Origin of the sequence: Stappia sp. 28M-7 (assembly GCF_014252955.1) — a bacterium.
GTDB lineage: Bacteria > Pseudomonadota > Alphaproteobacteria > Rhizobiales > Stappiaceae > Stappia.
On the sequence record NZ_JACMIA010000001.1, the window covers coordinates 1285809 to 1303161 of the forward strand.

At 66.0% G+C, this 17353-nt stretch carries 18 protein-coding genes; 15 read left to right on the forward strand and 3 right to left on the reverse strand.

Annotation, left to right across the window (positions count from 1 at the left end):
* Positions 1-90: 90 nt before the first annotated feature.
* The 10 genes from H7H34_RS05795 (at position 91) to H7H34_RS05840 (ending at position 9407) form a co-directional block, all read left to right on the forward strand.
* Positions 91-561, forward strand: coding sequence for an Lrp/AsnC family transcriptional regulator (locus H7H34_RS05795; RefSeq protein WP_185926456.1), 471 nt, complete (start codon positions 91-93; stop codon positions 559-561).
* Complete coding sequence (locus tag H7H34_RS05800; RefSeq protein WP_185924544.1) at positions 548-2287, forward strand: aminotransferase class V-fold PLP-dependent enzyme; 1740 nt, start codon at positions 548-550, stop codon at positions 2285-2287. Before H7H34_RS05795 ends, H7H34_RS05800 begins: the two co-directional genes overlap by 14 nt.
* Before the next feature lie 13 nt (positions 2288-2300).
* Positions 2301-3599 carry an NAD(P)/FAD-dependent oxidoreductase gene (locus tag H7H34_RS05805; protein WP_185924545.1) on the forward strand — a complete coding sequence of 433 codons (1299 nt, stop codon included), beginning with the start codon at positions 2301-2303 and terminating at the stop codon, positions 3597-3599.
* 35 nt (positions 3600-3634) lie between these two features.
* Positions 3635-4144: an L-2-amino-thiazoline-4-carboxylic acid hydrolase gene (locus H7H34_RS05810; RefSeq protein ID WP_185924546.1), complete on the forward strand. Its 510-nt coding sequence runs from the start codon at positions 3635-3637 to the stop codon at positions 4142-4144.
* Positions 4145-4224: 80 nt separating this feature from the next.
* The gene (locus H7H34_RS05815) at positions 4225-5349 is read left to right on the forward strand and encodes an ABC transporter substrate-binding protein (RefSeq protein ID WP_185924547.1); all 1125 of its coding nucleotides are present in this window, start codon (positions 4225-4227) and stop codon (positions 5347-5349) included.
* A 170-nt stretch (positions 5350-5519) separates the two neighbouring features.
* Complete coding sequence (locus H7H34_RS05820) at positions 5520-6434, forward strand: branched-chain amino acid ABC transporter permease (protein WP_067221299.1); 915 nt, start codon at positions 5520-5522, stop codon at positions 6432-6434.
* Entirely contained in the window at positions 6427-7437 is a 1011-nt protein-coding gene (locus H7H34_RS05825) for a branched-chain amino acid ABC transporter permease (RefSeq protein WP_371811364.1), read from the forward strand. The genes H7H34_RS05820 and H7H34_RS05825 overlap by 8 nt, the downstream gene beginning before the upstream one ends.
* Positions 7434-8189 carry an ABC transporter ATP-binding protein gene (locus H7H34_RS05830; RefSeq protein WP_185924548.1) on the forward strand — a complete coding sequence of 252 codons (756 nt, stop codon included), beginning with the start codon at positions 7434-7436 and terminating at the stop codon, positions 8187-8189. The genes H7H34_RS05825 and H7H34_RS05830 overlap by 4 nt, the downstream gene beginning before the upstream one ends.
* Entirely contained in the window at positions 8186-8896 is a 711-nt protein-coding gene (locus H7H34_RS05835) for an ABC transporter ATP-binding protein (protein ID WP_067221308.1), read from the forward strand. The genes H7H34_RS05830 and H7H34_RS05835 overlap by 4 nt, the downstream gene beginning before the upstream one ends.
* A 40-nt stretch (positions 8897-8936) precedes the next feature.
* On the forward strand, positions 8937-9407 hold the full coding sequence (locus tag H7H34_RS05840; RefSeq protein ID WP_067221310.1) for an L-2-amino-thiazoline-4-carboxylic acid hydrolase: 471 nt from the start codon (positions 8937-8939) through the stop codon (positions 9405-9407).
* Positions 9408-9446: 39 nt separating this feature from the next.
* On the opposite strand, the gene H7H34_RS05845 is transcribed toward H7H34_RS05840, so the two are convergent.
* From H7H34_RS05845 to H7H34_RS05855, 3 genes are read right to left on the reverse strand one after another with little or no spacing between them, the layout of a single operon-like run.
* Complete coding sequence (locus tag H7H34_RS05845) at positions 9447-10382, reverse strand: DMT family transporter (protein ID WP_185924549.1); 936 nt, start codon at positions 10380-10382, stop codon at positions 9447-9449.
* 31 nt (positions 10383-10413) lie between these two features.
* Entirely contained in the window at positions 10414-11046 is a 633-nt protein-coding gene (locus H7H34_RS05850) for a 2-dehydro-3-deoxy-6-phosphogalactonate aldolase (protein WP_185924550.1), read from the reverse strand.
* Positions 11043-12008, reverse strand: a complete 966-nt coding sequence (locus H7H34_RS05855) for a 2-dehydro-3-deoxygalactonokinase (protein WP_185924551.1) — start codon at positions 12006-12008, stop codon at positions 11043-11045. Before H7H34_RS05855 ends, H7H34_RS05850 begins: the two co-directional genes overlap by 4 nt.
* 114 nt (positions 12009-12122) lie before the next feature.
* On the opposite strand from H7H34_RS05855, the gene H7H34_RS05860 reads away from it, so the two are divergent.
* From H7H34_RS05860 to H7H34_RS05880, 5 genes are all read left to right on the forward strand, one after another.
* Positions 12123-13046 (forward strand): dihydrodipicolinate synthase family protein, encoded by a 924-nt coding sequence (locus H7H34_RS05860; RefSeq protein WP_185924552.1) that lies wholly within the window; start codon positions 12123-12125, stop codon positions 13044-13046.
* Positions 13043-14212: a mandelate racemase/muconate lactonizing enzyme family protein gene (locus H7H34_RS05865; protein WP_185924553.1), complete on the forward strand. Its 1170-nt coding sequence runs from the start codon at positions 13043-13045 to the stop codon at positions 14210-14212. Before H7H34_RS05860 ends, H7H34_RS05865 begins: the two co-directional genes overlap by 4 nt.
* A 21-nt stretch (positions 14213-14233) precedes the next feature.
* Positions 14234-15511, forward strand: a complete 1278-nt coding sequence (locus H7H34_RS05870) for an ABC transporter substrate-binding protein (RefSeq protein WP_185924554.1) — start codon at positions 14234-14236, stop codon at positions 15509-15511.
* A gap of 88 nt (positions 15512-15599) precedes the next feature.
* Positions 15600-16508: a carbohydrate ABC transporter permease gene (locus H7H34_RS05875; protein WP_097175477.1), complete on the forward strand. Its 909-nt coding sequence runs from the start codon at positions 15600-15602 to the stop codon at positions 16506-16508.
* A 13-nt stretch (positions 16509-16521) separates the two neighbouring features.
* On the forward strand, positions 16522-17352 hold the full coding sequence (locus H7H34_RS05880) for a carbohydrate ABC transporter permease (RefSeq protein ID WP_185924555.1): 831 nt from the start codon (positions 16522-16524) through the stop codon (positions 17350-17352).
* The last annotated feature ends 1 nt before the right edge of the window (position 17353 follow it).

Consider the following 17353-nt stretch of genomic DNA (forward strand, 5'->3'; position numbering starts at 1 on the left):
TAGAAAGCTCATTCTCCAGTGGACTTGGATTTCCATTTTTGTAGGATGAATATCCTAACAAAAATTCCAGAGGTAGAATGTGTGATGCAAATTGATGAGTTTGATAGGAAAATACTTTCTGTAATTCAAGATGATGCTAGCCTATCTATAGCTCAGGTTTCTGAGAAGGTAGGTCTCTCGACAACGCCGTGTTGGCGTCGCCTCCAGAAGCTCGAGCGAGAGGGGTATATCGACGGCCGCGTAACGCTTTTGAATCAAAGCAGGATCGGCCTCGAGCTCACGGTTTTCGTGATGATACGGACCAGCCAGCATAACACCGCATGGCTGGAGAAGTTCAACAACGTCGTGAGTTTATTCCCGGAAATCGTGGAAGTGAACCGACTGGCGGGCGAGTATGACTATCTCTTGAAGGTAATCACCAAGAGCAATTCGTCCTACGACGCCTTCTACAAGAAGTTCATCAATCTCATCGAGCTCAATGATGTCACATCCTGTTTCTCAATGGAACAAATCAAGCGAAGTACCCGACTACCACTCGACGCTGTCGATGGCGGACGCTGACGCGCGCATCGCGCGGATCCGCGCCGGCGTCATCGGTGAGGGGCGGGCGATCGAAACGCCGTTCGGCGTGCGCCCGCTCGTCTATGCGGACTACGTGGCCTCCGGGCGCGGGCTGTCCTTCATCGAAGACCTGATCCGCGACCGCATCCTGCCCGACTACGGCAACACCCACACCGAAACCTCGTATACCGGCCGGCAGACGACGGTGCTGCGCGAAGCCGCCCGCGAGACGATCCGCAAGGCGGTCGGTGCCGACGCGCGCCATGCGGTGATCTTCACAGGCTCCGGCGCCACCTCCGGCGTCAACAAGCTGGTGCGCGCCCTGCAGCTGCAGGGCCGTCTGCCGCGACGCGCAACGGCGGCCGAGACGCCCGAGAGCGAGCTGCCGGTGGTCTTCGTCGGCCCCTACGAACACCATTCCAACGATCTGCCCTGGCGCGAGACCGGCGCCCGCATCCGTCGCATTCCGTTGAATGCGGCCGGCGGGATCTGCCTCGACACGCTGGCGAGCGAGCTTGCCGCCGTCGGCGAGGGCGTGCCGCGCATCGGTGTGTTTTCGGCTGCCTCCAACGTCACCGGCGTCAAGAGCGATGTGCGGGCGATTGCGAAGCTGCTGCATGCGCATGATGCGCTGTTCTTCTGCGACTATGCGGCCGGCGCCCCCTACATGCCGATCTGCATTTCCGGAACTGCCGAGGGCGCGGGCGACCATATTGACGCGCTGTTCCTGTCGCCGCACAAGTTCGTCGGCGGGCCGGGCGCGTCCGGCCTCCTGATCTGCGACAAGGCGCTGTTCGAGGGCATCGAGCCGACCGCCACCGGCGGCGGCACGGTCAGCTATGTGACCGCGGAAGGGCATTGCTACGTCTCCAGCGTCGAGCGGCGCGAGGAAGCGGGCACGCCCAACATCGTCGGCGACATCAAGGCCGGCCTTGCGCTGGAACTGAAGGACCGGGTCGGCGCGCACGAAATCGAGCGCCGCGAGGCGGCGATGGTGGTCCGCGCCATGCGCAACTGGGCGCAGGATCCGAACATCGAGCTGCTGGGCCCGCTTGAGGCCGAGCGCATCGGCGTCTTCGCGCTGAACATCCGCAGCGGCACCAAGAAGCTGCATTACGGCCTCGTCGTCGCCCTGCTGAACGATTTGTTCGGCATCCAGGCGCGCGGCGGCTGCTCCTGCGCCGGGCCCTACGGCCATGCGCTGCTGGGGATCGGCGACGACGATGCACTGCGTCACCAGCAGGAAGTGCGCGGCGGGCAGAGCGTACTGCGTCCGGGCTGGGTGCGTCTCGGCTTCAACTACTTCTTCGACGAGCGCACCACCGACTATATCATCGAGGCGGTGCGTTTCGTCGCGGCCCATGGCGCAGCCTTCATGTCGCTGTACAAGGTCAACCCGCAGTCGGGCGTGTGGACGATGAACGGGGCTGAGCGTCCCAAGGCTCGGCCGGCAACGCTGCTCGAAGCGCTGGCTCCCGATGCTGCATCGCCTGTGGAAATGGGGGCCGAGGTGCCGGACTTCGAAACCTGCCTTGCAACGGCGCACCGGCTGGCGGACGAGCAGGAAGCAGCGCTCGCAGGCCTTGCAAGCGAGCCGTGCGGGGACTGCGGCGAGGCCGACAGCCTGCGCTGGTTCTGGCGGCCCGAGGAGCTGCCGCTTCTTCACAGCCAGTTGATCGCCGGGGCGAGAGCTTCTATCCACAAACCCCCATCACGGGTCTCCTGAATACGGACCATCCATGTTTTCCAGCAAACAGATCTCGGCATCCCTTTGGGCGGACACCGCCCCGTCGCGCCAGGCCGCACCGGCCGTTGCCGGTCGGCTCGATACCGACGTTGCGGTTATCGGCGGGGGATTCTCGGGCCTTTCCACGGCGCTGCACCTGGCAAGGGCAGGGCACCAGGTCACGGTTCTGGAAGGCATGGAGGTCGGCTTCGGCGGATCGGGCCGCAACAACGGCCAGGTGATCCCGACCATGACGGCCGCCGAGCCGGACGCGATCGAGACGCGATTCGGCGATGCCGGCGAGCGGTTCGTCGCCCTGGTGCGCGACAGCGCTTCATACCTGTTCGACACCGTCCGCGAGGAAGGGATCGACTGCGAGGCCGAGCAGACGGGCTGGTTCCAGCCCGCGCACCGGGAAAGCCGGCTGAAGCTGAGCCGGGCCCGCGTCGACGCCTGGGCAAAGCGCGGCGCACCGGCCCGCCTGGTCGAGGCGGCCGAATGCGCCGAGCTGCTCGGCTCGGATCGCTGGTTCGGCGGCATGTACAACCCGACCGGCGGCCATATCAATCCGCTGGCACTGGCGCGCGGCCTGGCAAGCGCCTGCGAGGCGAAGGGCGTCGCGATCCGCGAGAAAAGCCCGGTCGAGGCGGTGGAACGCCGCGACGGCCGCTGGCACCTGCGCACGCCGACCGGAGAGGTCGTCGCCCGCGCAGTGATGCTGGCCAGCAACGCCTATACCGGTTTCCTGTCCTCTGAGCTGGCGCCGAAGGTGGCGCGCTCCGTCGTGCCGGTCCTGTCCTGGCAGATGGCGACGCGTCCGCTCACCGATGACCAGCGCAAGGTGGTGGTGCCGGGCCGTCAGGCGGTTTCCGACACCCATGGCGACCTGCATTTCTTCCGCTACGACAAGCGGGGTCGCCTGGTGACCGGCGGCGCGCTGGCACTCGGTCACAACGGCCCGGATCGGCTGCGCGAGATCGTCGGCCGCCGCCTGCAGACGGCCTTCCCGGTGCTCGGCAAGCCGGAGTTCGACTTCGTGTGGAACGGCTATATCGGCATGACCGAGGACCGCTTCCCCTTCATCTGCCAGCTCGGCCCCGATTTCTGGTGCTGGGCCGGCTGCAACGGCCGCGGCGTCGCCCTTTCGGTGTCGCTCGGCCGGGAATTCGCAGCGGCGATCGCCGGCATGCCGGTCTCGCAGCTCGCCCTGCCGATGTCCGATCCCAAGCCAATCCCCATGCACGGTCTCGTCAAGACCTTCGCCCCGCCGGCCATGCTTCAGCTGTACCGGTGGCGCGACGGCCGCGACTGACCCAAGCAAAGACAAGCAAAAGGACGATGCCCCATATGACCCAGGAAACCACCAACGAGCCGGTCGTCACGCTCGACATGCTGAAGGCGGCCTTCGCCATGCGCGCCAAGGCCTATGCGCACATGTTCGACGTCCTGCGAGAGGCGTATGGCGCCGACCGCGCCGTCGAGCTGATCGCCGAGTCCACCCGTCGTCTCGGCCAGGACATGGGCAAGAAGTTCGCGCATCTGGGCCCCGACAACCTGCCGGGCCTGAAGGACGCCTTCATCGGCGGCATCCCGTGCTCGGCACAGATGTTTGCGCCCGAGATCAAGAAGTGCGACGACGAGAGACTGGAAATCCAGTTCCACCGCTGTCCGCTGAAGGACACGTGGACGGAACAGGGCCGCAACGAGGAAGATCTCGAGCTGCTCTGCAAGGCTGCCGGCGCCATCGACGGTGGCCTGTTCACCGAGGCCGGGTTTACCTTCAAGGGCGAAACCTGGACAAAGGGCAAGACCGGTTGCTGCCTGCTGCGGGTAGAGCCGGGCGCAAGTGCAGGCTGAGCTGACTGTCATCCCGGCTGCGGGGTGATCCCATCAAACAACAAACCAAAATCTCTTCCAGAAGACAGGAGAAGATCACTATGACGATGTCTCGCAGGACCACTCTCGGGTTGCTCGCCGGCGTTGCCGGCATGCTCGCCGTTCCCTTCGGCGCGATGGCCGAAGGGCCGGTCTATCTCGGTTACCAGCTGCCGCTGACCGGCAACACCGCCCAGTACGGCCAGGACTTCAAGACGGCCGCCGAGATCGCCCTCAAGGACTTCAACGCCTCCGGCAAGCTGAAGGTGCCGGTGGAGATCATCTTCGAGGACTCCCGCTCCGACGCCAAGGAAGGCGTGGCCATCGCCCGCAAGTTCGTCGACGACAGCCGCATCGTCGCGGCGCTCGGCGACTTCACCTCCACCGTCTCGATGGCCGCTGCCCAGGTCTACAAGCGCGCCGAGATGGCCCAGCTGAGCCAGACCGCCTCGCACCCGGATTTCGCCAAGATCTCCGAGTGGCAGTTCCGCAACATCACCACCCAGGCCCAGGAAGGCGTCTACAACGCCGACTGGATGAACGAGCAGGGCCTGAAGAAGATCGCGGTGATCGCCGAGCAGACCGACTGGGGCCAGTCGGTGGTCAAGGACTTCGCCGAGAAGGTGAAGGCCAATGGCGGCGAGGTGGTCTTCACCGAGTTCTTCAACCGCGGCCTGCCGGACTTCCGTTCGATCATCACCAAGATCGAGCGCGCCAAGCCGGACGCGATCTACACGGGCTTCTTCTATGAGGACGGCGCCCAGTTCCTGAAGCAGATGAAGCAGCTGAACGTCGAGACCCCGGTCTATTCGACCTCGGCCGCTTACAACCAGAAGCTCGTCGAGCTGGCCGGTCCTGCCGCCGAAGGCCTGTTCCTGACGGTCACCTTCCTGCCCAACAGCGAGAACGAGAACGTCAAGACCTTCGTCGACGAGTGGAAGGCCGCCCGCGACGGCGCCGAGCCCGGCCAGTTCCCGGCCCAGGCCTACGACGCGGTGAACATCATGCTCGAGGCCGTTGCCCGCGCCTATCCGGACGTCTCGCGCCAGAACGTCCGCGACGAGCTGGCCAAGACCAAGGACTTCCCGGGCGTCACCGGTGTCACGTCCTTCGACGAGAACGGCGAGGCCCTGAAGCAGCTCACCAAGGCGACGGTGACCGACGGCCAGTTCGTCCCGCTCAAGTAACGTTCGCGCTTTTCCCTCTCCGGGCGCCCATGGCCCGGGGAGGGAAGACGCAGCCGGGCTCCGCAGGCCTGCGCGTATCGGTGACCTGCCGCCGCCATCACCCGGACCCCGGGGGCGGGGAGCGTCACCCTTTCGCCTGGTCCCCGTGTTCCTAGCCAGGACAGACACCCGTGATCGATCCCTACTACCTCCAGCAGCTGACGATCGGCATATCGCTGGGCATGGTCTATGCCCTGATGGCCATCGGTTTCACGCTGATCTTCGGCGTTCTCAACGTCGTCAACTTCGCCCATGGCGAGGTCTACACGATCGGCGCCTTCGCCGGCATCATGGCGATCGCCGCCTTCGGCCCGCCGTTCCTCGTCATCGTCTTCATCGTCCTGGCGGTCGGTGCGCTGGCGGGCTTCAGCCTGGAAAGGGTGGCGTTCAGACCATTCCGAAGATTCTCGGACGAAGCCTCGCTGAAATCGCGGGCCATGCGCGAGGCGACGCTGATGTCTTCGCTGGCCATGTCGATCATCGCCCGCGAGGCCATGGAGCTGCTGTTCGGGTCCGAGTTCCAGACCATCGACATCAGCTACCTGATCAACAAGCCGATTTCGCTCGGCCCGGTCACCATCGTCAACGGCGACATCATCATCTTCGTGGTCTCGGTGCTGATGCTGGGCGGCCTGCAGTGGCTGCTGCGCTACAGCTCCATCGGCCTGTCGATCCGCGCGGTGTCGAACAATCCGCTGGGCGCGAAATATGTCGGCATCAACACCGACCGCACCATCGTGCTGACCTTCGTCATCGGCTCGATGATGGGCGCGCTCGCCGGCATTCTCGTCGGCCTCTACTACGGCGCGGTGTTCCCCTCGATGGGCTTCATCCCCGGCGTCAAGGCGTTCGTCGCCATGGTCATGGGCGGGTTGAGCTCGATTCCGGGAGCGGTGATCGCGGCGCTGGTGCTGGGCGTGGCGGAGAGCCTGTCGACGACCTTCGTTTCGTCGGTCTGGGCCGACATGGTCGCGTACATCTTCCTCATCGTCACCTTGGTGTTCTTCCCGCAGGGGCTCTTCGGAGCGAGGAGGGAACGTGTCTAAGGACTTCATTCAGTCGGCGGGCCTGAAGCTCGCCATCCTGGCGGTGCTTTTCGTCGCCCTGCCGTTCCTGCTCGAATATCTCAGCAAGGGCTACATCTACCAGGTGGTCATGACCGCCCTGATCTTCTCGCTGCTGGCGGTGTCGCTGCAGCTGGTCACGGGCATTGCCGGTCTTCTGCATCTGGGCCATGCCGCCTTCTACGGCGTCGGCGCCTATATCGCGGCGCTGGCCGGGGCCGACTACGGTATCGGCTTCACCCTCGGCCTGCCGCTGGCGGGCCTGGGCGCGGCGGCCATCGCCTTCGTCGTCGCACTGCCGACCATGCGTCTCGTCAGCATCTACTTCGCCGTCGCCACGCTCGGCATCGGCCAGATGATCTTCCTCGTCCTGCAGAACTGGGTCGAGGTGACGAAGGGACCGAACGGCGTCAGCCTGAACTCCGAGATCGAACTGTTCGGCTATCCTGTCGAGAGCGAGCTGGGCATCTACTTCGTGGTCGCGACCATCGTCTGCATCTCGATCTGGGTCATCCACCGGCTGAGCCATTCCTACTACGGCAATGCCCTGCGCAGCCTGCGCGAGGACGACCAGTGCGCCGATGCGATGGGCATCAACACGGTGCGGCTGAAGATCGAGTCCTTCATGATCTCGTCCTTCTTCGCCGGCATCGCGGGCGCCCTGTGGGCCTACACCACGCGCTATATCTCGCCGGTGGACTTCGACTTCGCGGAATCGATCCTGATCCTCGCCATGGTCGTGGTCGGCGGGTTGGGCAGCATTCCCGGCGCCATCATCGGTGCCCTGCTCTTGATCCTGCTGCCCGAGGCGCTGCGCGACGTCGGCGACATGCGCAATGTCATCGTCGGCTTCGTGCTGTTCTTCTCGATCCTGTTCCTGCCCAAGGGACTGTTCGGGGAGGTGCCCTCGCTCAACTTCATCCGCCGTCAGTTCGGGTCCGCCTGGCAGGACAATCCCGACAAGCAGAAGGTGGGCTGGAAATGACCGCCATGCTTGAGGTGGACAACGTGTCCCGGCGCTTCGGCGGCCTCATGGCTGTCGACAGCGTCACCACCACCGTCGCGGAGCGGGAGCTCGTCGGCCTGATCGGTCCGAACGGCGCCGGCAAGACGACGCTGTTCAACCTGATCTCCGGCTTCACCCCGGTCTCGTCGGGAGAGATCCGCTATCGCGGCGAGAAGATCAGCGGCCTCAAGCCGTCGGTCATCGCCTCGAAGGGCATCTCGCGCACGTTCCAGAACCTGCGCGTGTTCCCGAACATGACCGTGTTCGACAACGTGTCCGTCGGCGCGGTCGGGGCCATCGGCCAGAGCCCGTGGCAGGCGATCGCCGGCGGGGCGAAGGGCTCGAAGCAGATCTCCGAGCGCAGCTGGGAGGCGCTGGAGAAGGTCCAGCTGACCCAGTATGCCAACGATCTTGCGGCCAACCTTGCCTATGGCAAGCGCAAGTATCTGGAGATCGCCCGCGCGCTGGCGATGAACCCGGACCTGCTGATCCTTGACGAACCGGCCGCGGGACTGAACGATTCCGAGACGGCGGAGCTGGCCTCCTTCATCAAGGACCTGCATTCCAGCGGCATCACCGTCATGCTCGTCGAGCACGACATGGGCCTCGTGATGAGCATTTGCGAGCGTATCGTCGTGCTGGCGTCGGGCAAGAAGATCGCCGATGCGGAACCGTCGGTCGTCCGGCAGAACCGCGAGGTGCTGGAAGCCTATCTGGGGGTGGACGAGTGAACGTTCTCGAAATCGCAAACCTGTCCCTGCGGATCGGCGTCCAGGACATCCTGCACGACATCAGCCTGGACCTCCCCGAGAAGGGCATCTACGCCATTCTCGGCGCCAACGGTGTCGGCAAGACCAGCCTGATGCGCTGCATCTCCGGCATCTACCACCCGACCGGCGGCGAGATCCGCTACGAGGGCAAGAACATCGTCGGCCTGAAGAGCCACCAGATCGTCGATCTGGGCATTCTCCAGGCCCCCGAGGGGCGGCAGATCTTCTCCAACATGAGCGTGCTGGAGAACCTGACCATCGGCGGCGGGCCGCTGAAGACGGCCGAGCTGGACCGGGTGCTGGGGCTGTTCCCCAAGCTGAAGGAGCGGCTCAAGCAGGGCGCGGGCTCCCTGTCGGGCGGCGAGCAGCAGATGCTGTGCATCGGCCGTGCGCTGATGCGCCGGCCCAAGGTGCTGCTGCTCGACGAGCCCTCGCTCGGCCTTGCGCCGATGCTGGTGCGCTTCATCTTCGACCTGGTGGAAGAGATCCGCGCGCAGGGCTACTCGATCCTGATCGTCGAGCAGAACGCCAAGGCGGCGCTGCGCATCGCCGACCGGGCCGCCGTCATCGAGGGCGGCAAGATCGTCATGGAAGGCTCCGCCAAGGAGCTGGCGAGTGACAGCCGCGTCGCCGATGCCTATCTGGGTGGGCATGTCGCGGCTCACTGAGCCGCGACATCGGGCACGACACACGAAAGAGGGATCCACGATGACGCTGCCGATGATCGAGAAACGCCGGATCGAGGCCGCGGTCCTCAAGCACGTCTTCGATGTGCTGGTGGAGCGGCACGGGCGCGAGGAAGCGGAAAAGGTGATCGGCGAGGCCGTCTCCAACTCCGCCATCGCGCAGGGCAAGGAGTTCCGGGAGAAGGAGCCGCAGGAGCCCAACCTCGAGAACTTCGCCGACCTGCTGCCGCTGTGGCAGATGGACGACGCGCTGCAGATCGAGGTGCTGGAGAAGGGGCCGGACCGGCTCGACTTCAACGTCAAGCGCTGCCGCTATTCCGAGGTCTACAAGGAGATGGGGCTCGGCGATATCGGCCACCTGCTCTCCTGCAATCGCGATGGCGACTTCTGCATCGGCTACAATCCGAAGATGGAGCTGACGCGCACCCAGACGATCATGAAGGGCGCGTCCCATTGCGACTTCCGCTACCGGCTGAAGCCGGCGGCCGAATAAGCCTCCTCGCTTTCCCTTTGCATTTCGGCGGCGCGGCTCTCACGGGCCGCGCCGTTTTCTTTCTGTGAAGACGAGGCCGATACCGCAGGCAGCGATCAGCGCGGCGCCGACCAGCGTCAGCGGGCGCGGCGGCAGGTCGAACAGCACCAGATCGAACAGGGCGGCCCAGATGACCGCCGAATAGCGGGTGGCGGCGACCATGGTCGAATGGCGGGCCCGTGTCGCCGAGGCGATCAGCAGGTTGCTGAGGATGTAGAAGACGATCATCGCCGCGATGATGCCCGTCTCTCCCGCGACCAGCGGCCGCCAGTCGCCGACAACGCCCATGGCCAGCGCCAGGATCAGCGTCGCGACGCTGGCCGTGAAGGACAGCTCGAGGCTGGGCACGTTGGAGGCGCGCCGGCTCGTCAGCATGTCGCGGGCGACGTAGAAGGCGGCTGAGCCGACAGCGGAGAGGGCGCCTTCCATGCTGCCGGCCAGCGCCGGGCCGGTGGCGATCAACGCGCCGGAAAACGCCAGCAGCAGCAGGATGCGCCCACGTGGCGACAGGGGCTCGCCCGCCAGCAGCCAGTTCATCGCCATGACCCCGATGGGAATGGTCATCATCACCGTGGCGACGAAGCTGAGCGGGGCGAGGGTGAGCGCGTGCATCAAGCCGGCCGTCGCTATGGCCTCGAGCGCCGCACGCGCCAGCACCACGCGCGGCGGCCAGCGCAGGCCGCGCCGGATCATCAGCGGCAGCAGGATGAAGATCGTGCCGACCGCCCGCAGCAGGATCAGCTGGCTGGTCGGCATCACCCCCAGCAGCTTGACGCAGGCATTGTTGATGTTGCCGGCACCGGTGGCCAGCAAGCCCTCGATCAGCGGCCGCCGGTCGCTAGGGGGCGGCGGCTGGCCCTGATCGGTCCCGTTCGGATCGGGTGCAGGCTGCCCGGATGTGGGGTGATCGCGCAATCGGCCGGCATCTGACGGCATGGCGGTGGGAATCCCGGAGGGAGGAAGTGGGTCAGCCGGCGGGGAAGGCGGTACGGGCGGCCGCGACCAGGCCGCGTGCCTTTTCCGCAAGCTGGTCGAGGGAGATGCCCGGCCGGTAAAGCGAGGAGCCGAGGCCGAAGCCGCTGGCGCCGGCCTGGCACCAGGGCGCCATCGTCGTGGTGTCGATGCCGCCGACGGGCAGCAGCAGCGCGTCCTTCGGCATGACGCTGCGCCAGGCCTTCAGCGCGCGGGGCTCCATCGCCTCGGCCGGGAAGAGCTTCAGCGCGTCAGCCCCCTGGCGCAGCGCGGCGAAGGCCTCCGACGGGGTGGCAACGCCCGGAAGCGTCGTGAGCCCGCTCGCCTGGGCTTCCGCTACCACGTCGGGAGCATAGTTCGGCGCGACCATCAGCCGGCCGCCAACATCGGCAAGCCGGCGGCACTGCTCAGGCTCAAGCACCGTTCCGGCGCCGATCAGCGCGCGTTCGCCGTGGGATTTCGCCAGCTTGCCGATGCTGGCGAAGGGATCGGGCGAGTTGAGCGGAACCTCGATGATGCGGAAGCCGGCCTCGAACAGGACGTCGGCGACATCGGTGATTTCCGCCGGCGTGACGCCGCGCAGGATGGCGACGAGCGGGCAGGCGGCGAGCGCTTCGCGCAAGGTCATGTCAGGTCTCCCATGGCCGCGGCGAGGATCTGCCGGGCGCCGTCGATTGCGGCATGGTCGCTCCCCTCCACGACATCCAGTCCGAAATGGCGGGCGACGATGGCATAGCGGCGGTTGAGCCCGTCATTGCCGACGATGCCGATGCGATTGCCCTTGCTGAACTCGCTTTTGGCGAAGAAGCCGCAATTGCGGGCCTGGCGGAACTCCTGCGCGATCAGGAGCCCCGAGACGTAGTCGCGAATTTCGCCAGGGGCAAGCTTGCCGGCGAGCATTCCGGTGCGTGCGGCAAAGACCAGCGAGAGCATGGCATCGCCCTCCGCGCCCTCGGGCGAGCCGTCAGCGATGCCGCGCTCGAAGGCGGCCATGTCCTCGCCCGTGCTTTCCGAGCCGGCGGCCGCGCGGGCAATGAAGGAATGTTGCGTCAGAAGAGCGAAGAACTCGCCGGTGACGAAGGTGCGGAAGCCCGAGATCCGTCCGCCGGCAACCCGCGCCCACTTGCTGTGGGTGCCGGGCAGCACGAGCGTTGCGTCCTTTTCCAGGCCGAAGCCGACGATCTGGGTCTCTTCGCCGCGCATCACATCGGGGAAGGGCGCGCGGGCCGGATCGTTGATGCCGGCGAGCAGGATGGCGCGCGAGCCGTTGGCGAGGGTCCGCGTGATCGTGCCTTTCGCGAGATCCTCGACCGAGCACGGGCAGGGGACATAGGGCACCTCGATCCAGCCGTTGCGGCTGGTGACCATGCCGACCAGCACGATGTCGAGCGGACCTTCCGCCGCAAGCCACGGCGCGAGCAGGGCCAGCAGACGATCCTCGAAGGCGTGCTTTTCCACAAACTGGATGCCGTCGCCCGTCTCGATGCGGTCGCGCTGCGTGCCGTCGGCGGCAAGCAACACCGCGCGGAAGGAGGTGGTGCCCCAGTCGACCACGACATGCGGCGCATTGAGGGCGGAGGCTGAAGGCATGAATCGGTCCTTTCGGGGAGCGGCGGTAGGGCGAGCATTCATGCTTGTCTTAGCCCTAGAAACAAGATAGTGTCAATTTATGAAACATAGTCTCACATATTGGACATAGACGACATGGCTGATCTCGCCGGCATCCTTCCGGTTCTCCCCACGCCCTTCACGCAAGACGGGAAGGTGGATCTTCAGGCGATGCGCCGCCTGGTGCGCTTCGCACTCGATTGCGACGTGGATGGTGTGGTCTTCCCGGGCTTTGCCAGCGAGGTGGAGCAGCTGGAGGCGGACGAGCGTGCCGAGTTGCTGGGCCTGGTGGCGCAGGAGGTCGGCGGCAAGGTGCCGGTGGTTGCCGGCGCCAGTGCGCCGACCGCCGCGGACGTGATTGCCCATGGCCGCGTGGCGGCCTCTGTCGGCGTCATCTGGCTGATGATCCAGCCGCCGGTCTCCATCGGCCGCGAGGCGGCGGCGGTGACCGCGTTCTTCAGCGAGGTGGCGGCCGGTCTGCCGGAGGCGCGCATCGTGCTGCAGAATGCGCCGGCGCCGCGCGGCTCCGACATCGCGCCGCAGGTGCTGGTCGAGGTGGCGCGCGCCGTGCCGCAGATCGCCTATGTCAAGGAAGAGACCCTGCCGGCCGGGCCGGCAATCAGCCATCTGCTGGCCCATCGGCCGCAGACGCTGGCCGGCGTCATCGGCGGCGGCGGGGCGCGTTACATCCTCGATGAATATGCGCGCGGCGCCTGCGCGGCCATGCCGGCCATCGAGATCGCCGACGAGCATGTCGCGCTCGACCGGGCCTGGCGGGCCGGTCGGATCGCCGAGGCGCGGGAGGTCTATGTGCGGACCCTGCCGCTGCTGACCCTGCAGGCCGTCTACCGGATGCGCCTGACCAAGTATGTGATGGTCCGTCGCGGAATTCTAGAGAACACCATCGTGCGCGCGCCGACGCCGGAGCTCGACGGCCCGGCTTGCTCGGACATCGATGCCAACCTTGCCGCGCTCGGCATCGGCGCGCCGCGGGCGGCTCTCGCCGGGAGTGCCCGATGAGCGACGCTGTCCGCAGCATCGAGGTCTTCACGCTGACGCAGACGCGGGACAAGCCCTATCTCGGGATGGCCCGCAAGGGCGAGGAGCCGAATGCGCGCGGCTATCTGGTGCGCAAGGGCAACCGCACCGTCTATCCGACCTTCGACCGCAGCGTGCTGTTGCGCATCGAGACGCGCGACGGCGTTACCGGCTGGGGCGAGACCTACGGCCTCGTCGCACCGGGCGCCGTTGCCGAGATCGTCAAGGACCTGCTCGCCGACTTCACCATCGGCCGCGATCCGTCCGATCCGTCGGCCATCTACGACGACCTCTACGACCTGATGCGGGTGCGCGGCTATACGGGGGGCTTCTATGTCGACGCGCTGGCCGCCATCGACATCGCCCTTTGGGACATCGCCGGGCAGATCGCCGGCAAACCGGTGGCGGAGCTTCTGGGCGGCGACCGCTCGAAGACCATCCCTGCCTATGTCTCGGGCCTGCCCGAGGCGACCCGCAAGGCCCGCGCCGAGCTCGCCCTGTCCTGGCAGGCGCGCGGGTTCGACGCGTTCAAGTTTGCAACGCCGGTCGCCGACGACGGCCCGGCGGCGGAGATGGAGAGCTTGCGCGCGGCGCTGGGCCCCGACGCGCGGATCGCCGCCGACATGCACTGGAACCAGAGCGCGGACGAGGCGCTGGCCCTGATCGAGGCGATGAAGCCGCACGGCCTGTGGTTCGCCGAGGCGCCGGTCTACACCGAGGACATTGCCGGTCTGGAGGCAGTGTCGAAGGGCACGGACGTGTCGATCGCCGTCGGCGAGGAATGGCGCACGGTCTGGGACATGCGCCACCGGGTGGAGCGCTGCCGCATCGCCATCGTCCAGCCGGAGATGGGGCACAAGGGCATCACCAATTTCACCCGCATCGGCGCGCTGGCGGCGGAGCGGGGCATCGAGGTGATCCCGCATGCGACCATCGGCGCCGGGATCTTCCTGGCCGCCAGCCTGCAGGCGAGCGCATCGCTGCCGACGCTGACCGGCCACGAGTTCCAGCATTCGATCTTCGAACCTAACCGGCGCCTTCTTGCAGGCGACATGGACTGCGCGGACGGCGTCTACCGCCTCCCGACCGGTCCAGGTCTTGGAGTGCGCCCGTCGGAGGAAGCGCTGCGCCTGATGCAGCGGATATAAGAGCCAAGTGGAGGAAACACGATGACCAAGACTTTCGGACGGTTCGTCAGGACCGCAACCGCAGCTGCCATGCTCTCGGCGACCATGCTGTCGCCGGCGTTGGCTGATGCGACACTCAAGTTCGTCTCCTGGCAAGTGGACGATGCCGGCACCGGCGACTGGTGGAAAGCCGCCATCGCCGCCTTCGAGGAGGCCCATCCGGGCGTGAAGGTGGAGTTCACCAAGGTCGAGCGCGCGGCCTATGCCGACACGATGACGACCCTGTTTGCCGGCGGCCAGCCGCCGCACATCGTCCATCTCGCCTCGTTCGAGTTCCAGTCCTTCGCCGAGAACGGCTGGATGGAAAATCTCGGCCCCTGGCTCGACAAGGACGGCGTCGACATGACCGGCTGGGCCGGCCAGGGCAAGTGCGTGTGGAACGGTGAAACCGCTTGCATCATGATGAACTACTTCGGCTTCATCATGGCCTACAACAAGGCGATCCTGGAGAAGGAAGGCCTGTCGGTTCCCACCACCTATGCCGAGTTCCTCGATGTCGCGCGCAAGACGACCAAGGATCTCAACGGCGACGGCATCACCGACCAGTACGGCACCGGCCACGAGACCAAGGGCGGCGCCGGCCAGTACCTGACCGAGATGCTGAGCTACATCCTCGATGCCGGCGCCTACTGGACCGACAAGGACGGCAACATCACCATCGACACGCCCGAGATGGTCGAGGGTCTGACCCGCTGGAAGACCGTCGTCAAGGAAGGTCTGACCCCCGTCGACCTGTCCGCCGGCGACATCCGCAAGCTCTTCGCCGACGGCAAGATGGCCCTGCGCCTCGACGGCCCCTGGCTCTACGGCATCATGCAGAAGGGCGCAGCGTCCGCCGACACGGCGGTTGCCGAGCCGGCCTTCTCTCCGCCGGTCGGTGGCTCGTCCAACGTGCTGGGCATGGCGAGCGAGATTTCCGATGAGGAAAAGGCGCTCGTGTGGGACTTCATCAAGCTGGTTATGTCGCCCGAGTGGCAGCGCAAATACGCCACCATCGGCAAGAACACCCCGCCGAGCCCGGCTGCCGACGTCTCCGGCGTCGAGCAGGAGGTGCCGCACTTCCCGCTGCTGATCAAGACGATGAAGGCGGCCTCGGATGCCGGCGTCGACCGCATCCCGACGGGCCTTGAGATCCAGTACAACGAGTTCGGCAAGATGGTGCAGGAGGAGGTCCAGCGCATGCTGATCGAGGATCTCGATCCGGCCGAGGTGGTCAAGGTCATGCAGGAGCGGGCCGAGACCATCAAGAACGGCGGCTGACCGCACTTTCGCAGCCGGCCCCCGCCACGGGGGCCGGCTTGTCTTTTCGTTCCTGCGCCGCGGCACCGCGCCCGCGGCAGGAGGTTGCATGTCCCGAGTCCGGCTCTTCGATCTGGCCAGGCCGAGCCGTCAACATCTGCTGGGCTACATTCTGCTTGCCCCCGCGGTGCTGCTGGTCGGCCTGATCATCGTCTATCCCCTGATCATCTCGATCGACCTGTCGCTGCAGGCGGTCAAGCTGCCGCGAATGGGCGCCCCGCGCGCGCCCTTCACCACGGCGAACTACCAGAAGCTCTTTGCCTCGAGCGAATTCTGGATGGCCTGCTGGGTGACGCTGAAACTCGTTGTCGTCGTGACCGCCGGCAGCCTGATCACCGGCGTCTCGACCGCGCTTCTGGTCAACAACCGCTTCCGAGGGCGCACGCTCGCCCGGCTCGCCATGGCGCTGCCCTGGGCGGTGCCGGAAGTGATCGCGGTGGTGATCTTTGCCTGGATCTTCGACAGCTCCTTCGGGCTGATGAGCTGGCTGCTGGTCACGCTCGGCCTGTCCGACGGCATGATCGCCTGGGTCTCGACACCGGGCGCTGCCTTCTGGGCCGTGGCGATCACCATGATCTGGAAGGGCTTTCCCTTCGTCTCGATCATGACGCTGGCTGGCCTGCAGTCGATCCCGACCGATTTCTACAATGCCGCCAAGGTGGACGGGGCCAACGTCTTCCAGCGCTTCCGATGGATCACGCTGCCGCTCCTGATGCCGGTGCTCGGCGTCACCCTGGTGCTGGTCATCCTGTGGGTGTTCCGCGACTTCTCGATCATCAAGGTGCTGACCGAGGGCGGGCCGCTGAAGTCGACCCAGACCCTGTCGATCATGACTTACGACCAGGCCTTCGGCTTCTTCAACTTCGGCTATGCCTCGGCGGTGGGCGTCGTCACGCTGGTCATCTGCGTCGTCGCGAGCCTGTTGATGCTCGGTCGCCAGACCCGCGCCATGTATTGAGAAAGGGGATCCCATGAACCGCACACCCCTGCAAAGCCTGGCGCTCTACGGCACCGTCATCCTGCTCGCCGCGCTGATCCTGTTCCCCGTCTACTGGCTGCTGGTGACGGCAGTCTCCACCTCGGCGGACCTGTCGCAACTGCCGCCCAGCTTCTGGCCGGACGATGCCCAATGGGGCACCTTCGCCAAGGTCTGGGAGGAGCGGCCGATCCCGCTCTGGCTGACGAACTCGATGCTGGCGGCCATAGGCTCGGTCACCCTGTCGATGGTGGTCTCGGTGCTGGCAGGCTATGCCCTGTCGCGCTTCACGATCCGCGGCGGCCATTCGCTCGGCCTGTTCATCCTTACGGCGAAGATGCTGCCGGCGACGCTGCTGGTGATCCCGCTCTTCTCGATCTTCCGCAACTTCGGGATGATCGGCAGCCTGTGGACGCTGGTGCTGGCGCATTCGACGCTGATCATTCCCTTCACCACCTGGATGCTGAAGGGCTATTTCGACACGATCCCGCGCGAGCTGGAACAGGCGGCGATGGTCGACGGCTGCTCGCCGATGGGCGCGATGGTGCGGGTCGTGTTGCCCGTGGCAACGCCCGGACTGGCGGCGACCTCGCTCTATGCCTTCGTGCTGAGCTGGGCCGACTACGCCTATGCGCGGACCTTCCTCGTCAATGCACCGGACAGCTGGACCGCCAATCTCGGCATCACGACGATGCGCGGCGAATACAGCACCGACTGGAACGAGATCTCGGCCGCGGCCGTCTTCGTCGCCGTTCCGATCATCGTCATCTACCTGTTCCTTGAGCGCTACCTGGTCGGCGGACTGACCGCGGGCGCGGAGAAGTAAT

Coding starts and splice junctions, on each gene's coding strand:
- H7H34_RS05800 (WP_185924544.1), top strand. CDS start 548: ATGGCGGACGCTGACGCGCGCATCGCGCGGATCCGCGCCGGCGTCATC.
- H7H34_RS05805 (WP_185924545.1), top strand. CDS start 2,301: ATGTTTTCCAGCAAACAGATCTCGGCATCCCTTTGGGCGGACACCGCC.
- H7H34_RS05810 (WP_185924546.1), top strand. CDS start 3,635: ATGACCCAGGAAACCACCAACGAGCCGGTCGTCACGCTCGACATGCTG.
- H7H34_RS05815 (WP_185924547.1), top strand. CDS start 4,225: ATGACGATGTCTCGCAGGACCACTCTCGGGTTGCTCGCCGGCGTTGCC.
- H7H34_RS05830 (WP_185924548.1), top strand. CDS start 7,434: ATGACCGCCATGCTTGAGGTGGACAACGTGTCCCGGCGCTTCGGCGGC.
- H7H34_RS05840 (WP_067221310.1), top strand. CDS start 8,937: ATGACGCTGCCGATGATCGAGAAACGCCGGATCGAGGCCGCGGTCCTC.
- H7H34_RS05845 (WP_185924549.1), bottom strand. CDS start 10,382: ATGCCGTCAGATGCCGGCCGATTGCGCGATCACCCCACATCCGGGCAG.
- H7H34_RS05850 (WP_185924550.1), bottom strand. CDS start 11,046: ATGACCTTGCGCGAAGCGCTCGCCGCCTGCCCGCTCGTCGCCATCCTG.
- H7H34_RS05855 (WP_185924551.1), bottom strand. CDS start 12,008: ATGCCTTCAGCCTCCGCCCTCAATGCGCCGCATGTCGTGGTCGACTGG.
- H7H34_RS05860 (WP_185924552.1), top strand. CDS start 12,123: ATGGCTGATCTCGCCGGCATCCTTCCGGTTCTCCCCACGCCCTTCACG.
- H7H34_RS05865 (WP_185924553.1), top strand. CDS start 13,043: ATGAGCGACGCTGTCCGCAGCATCGAGGTCTTCACGCTGACGCAGACG.
- H7H34_RS05870 (WP_185924554.1), top strand. CDS start 14,234: ATGACCAAGACTTTCGGACGGTTCGTCAGGACCGCAACCGCAGCTGCC.
- H7H34_RS05875 (WP_097175477.1), top strand. CDS start 15,600: ATGTCCCGAGTCCGGCTCTTCGATCTGGCCAGGCCGAGCCGTCAACAT.
- H7H34_RS05880 (WP_185924555.1), top strand. CDS start 16,522: ATGAACCGCACACCCCTGCAAAGCCTGGCGCTCTACGGCACCGTCATC.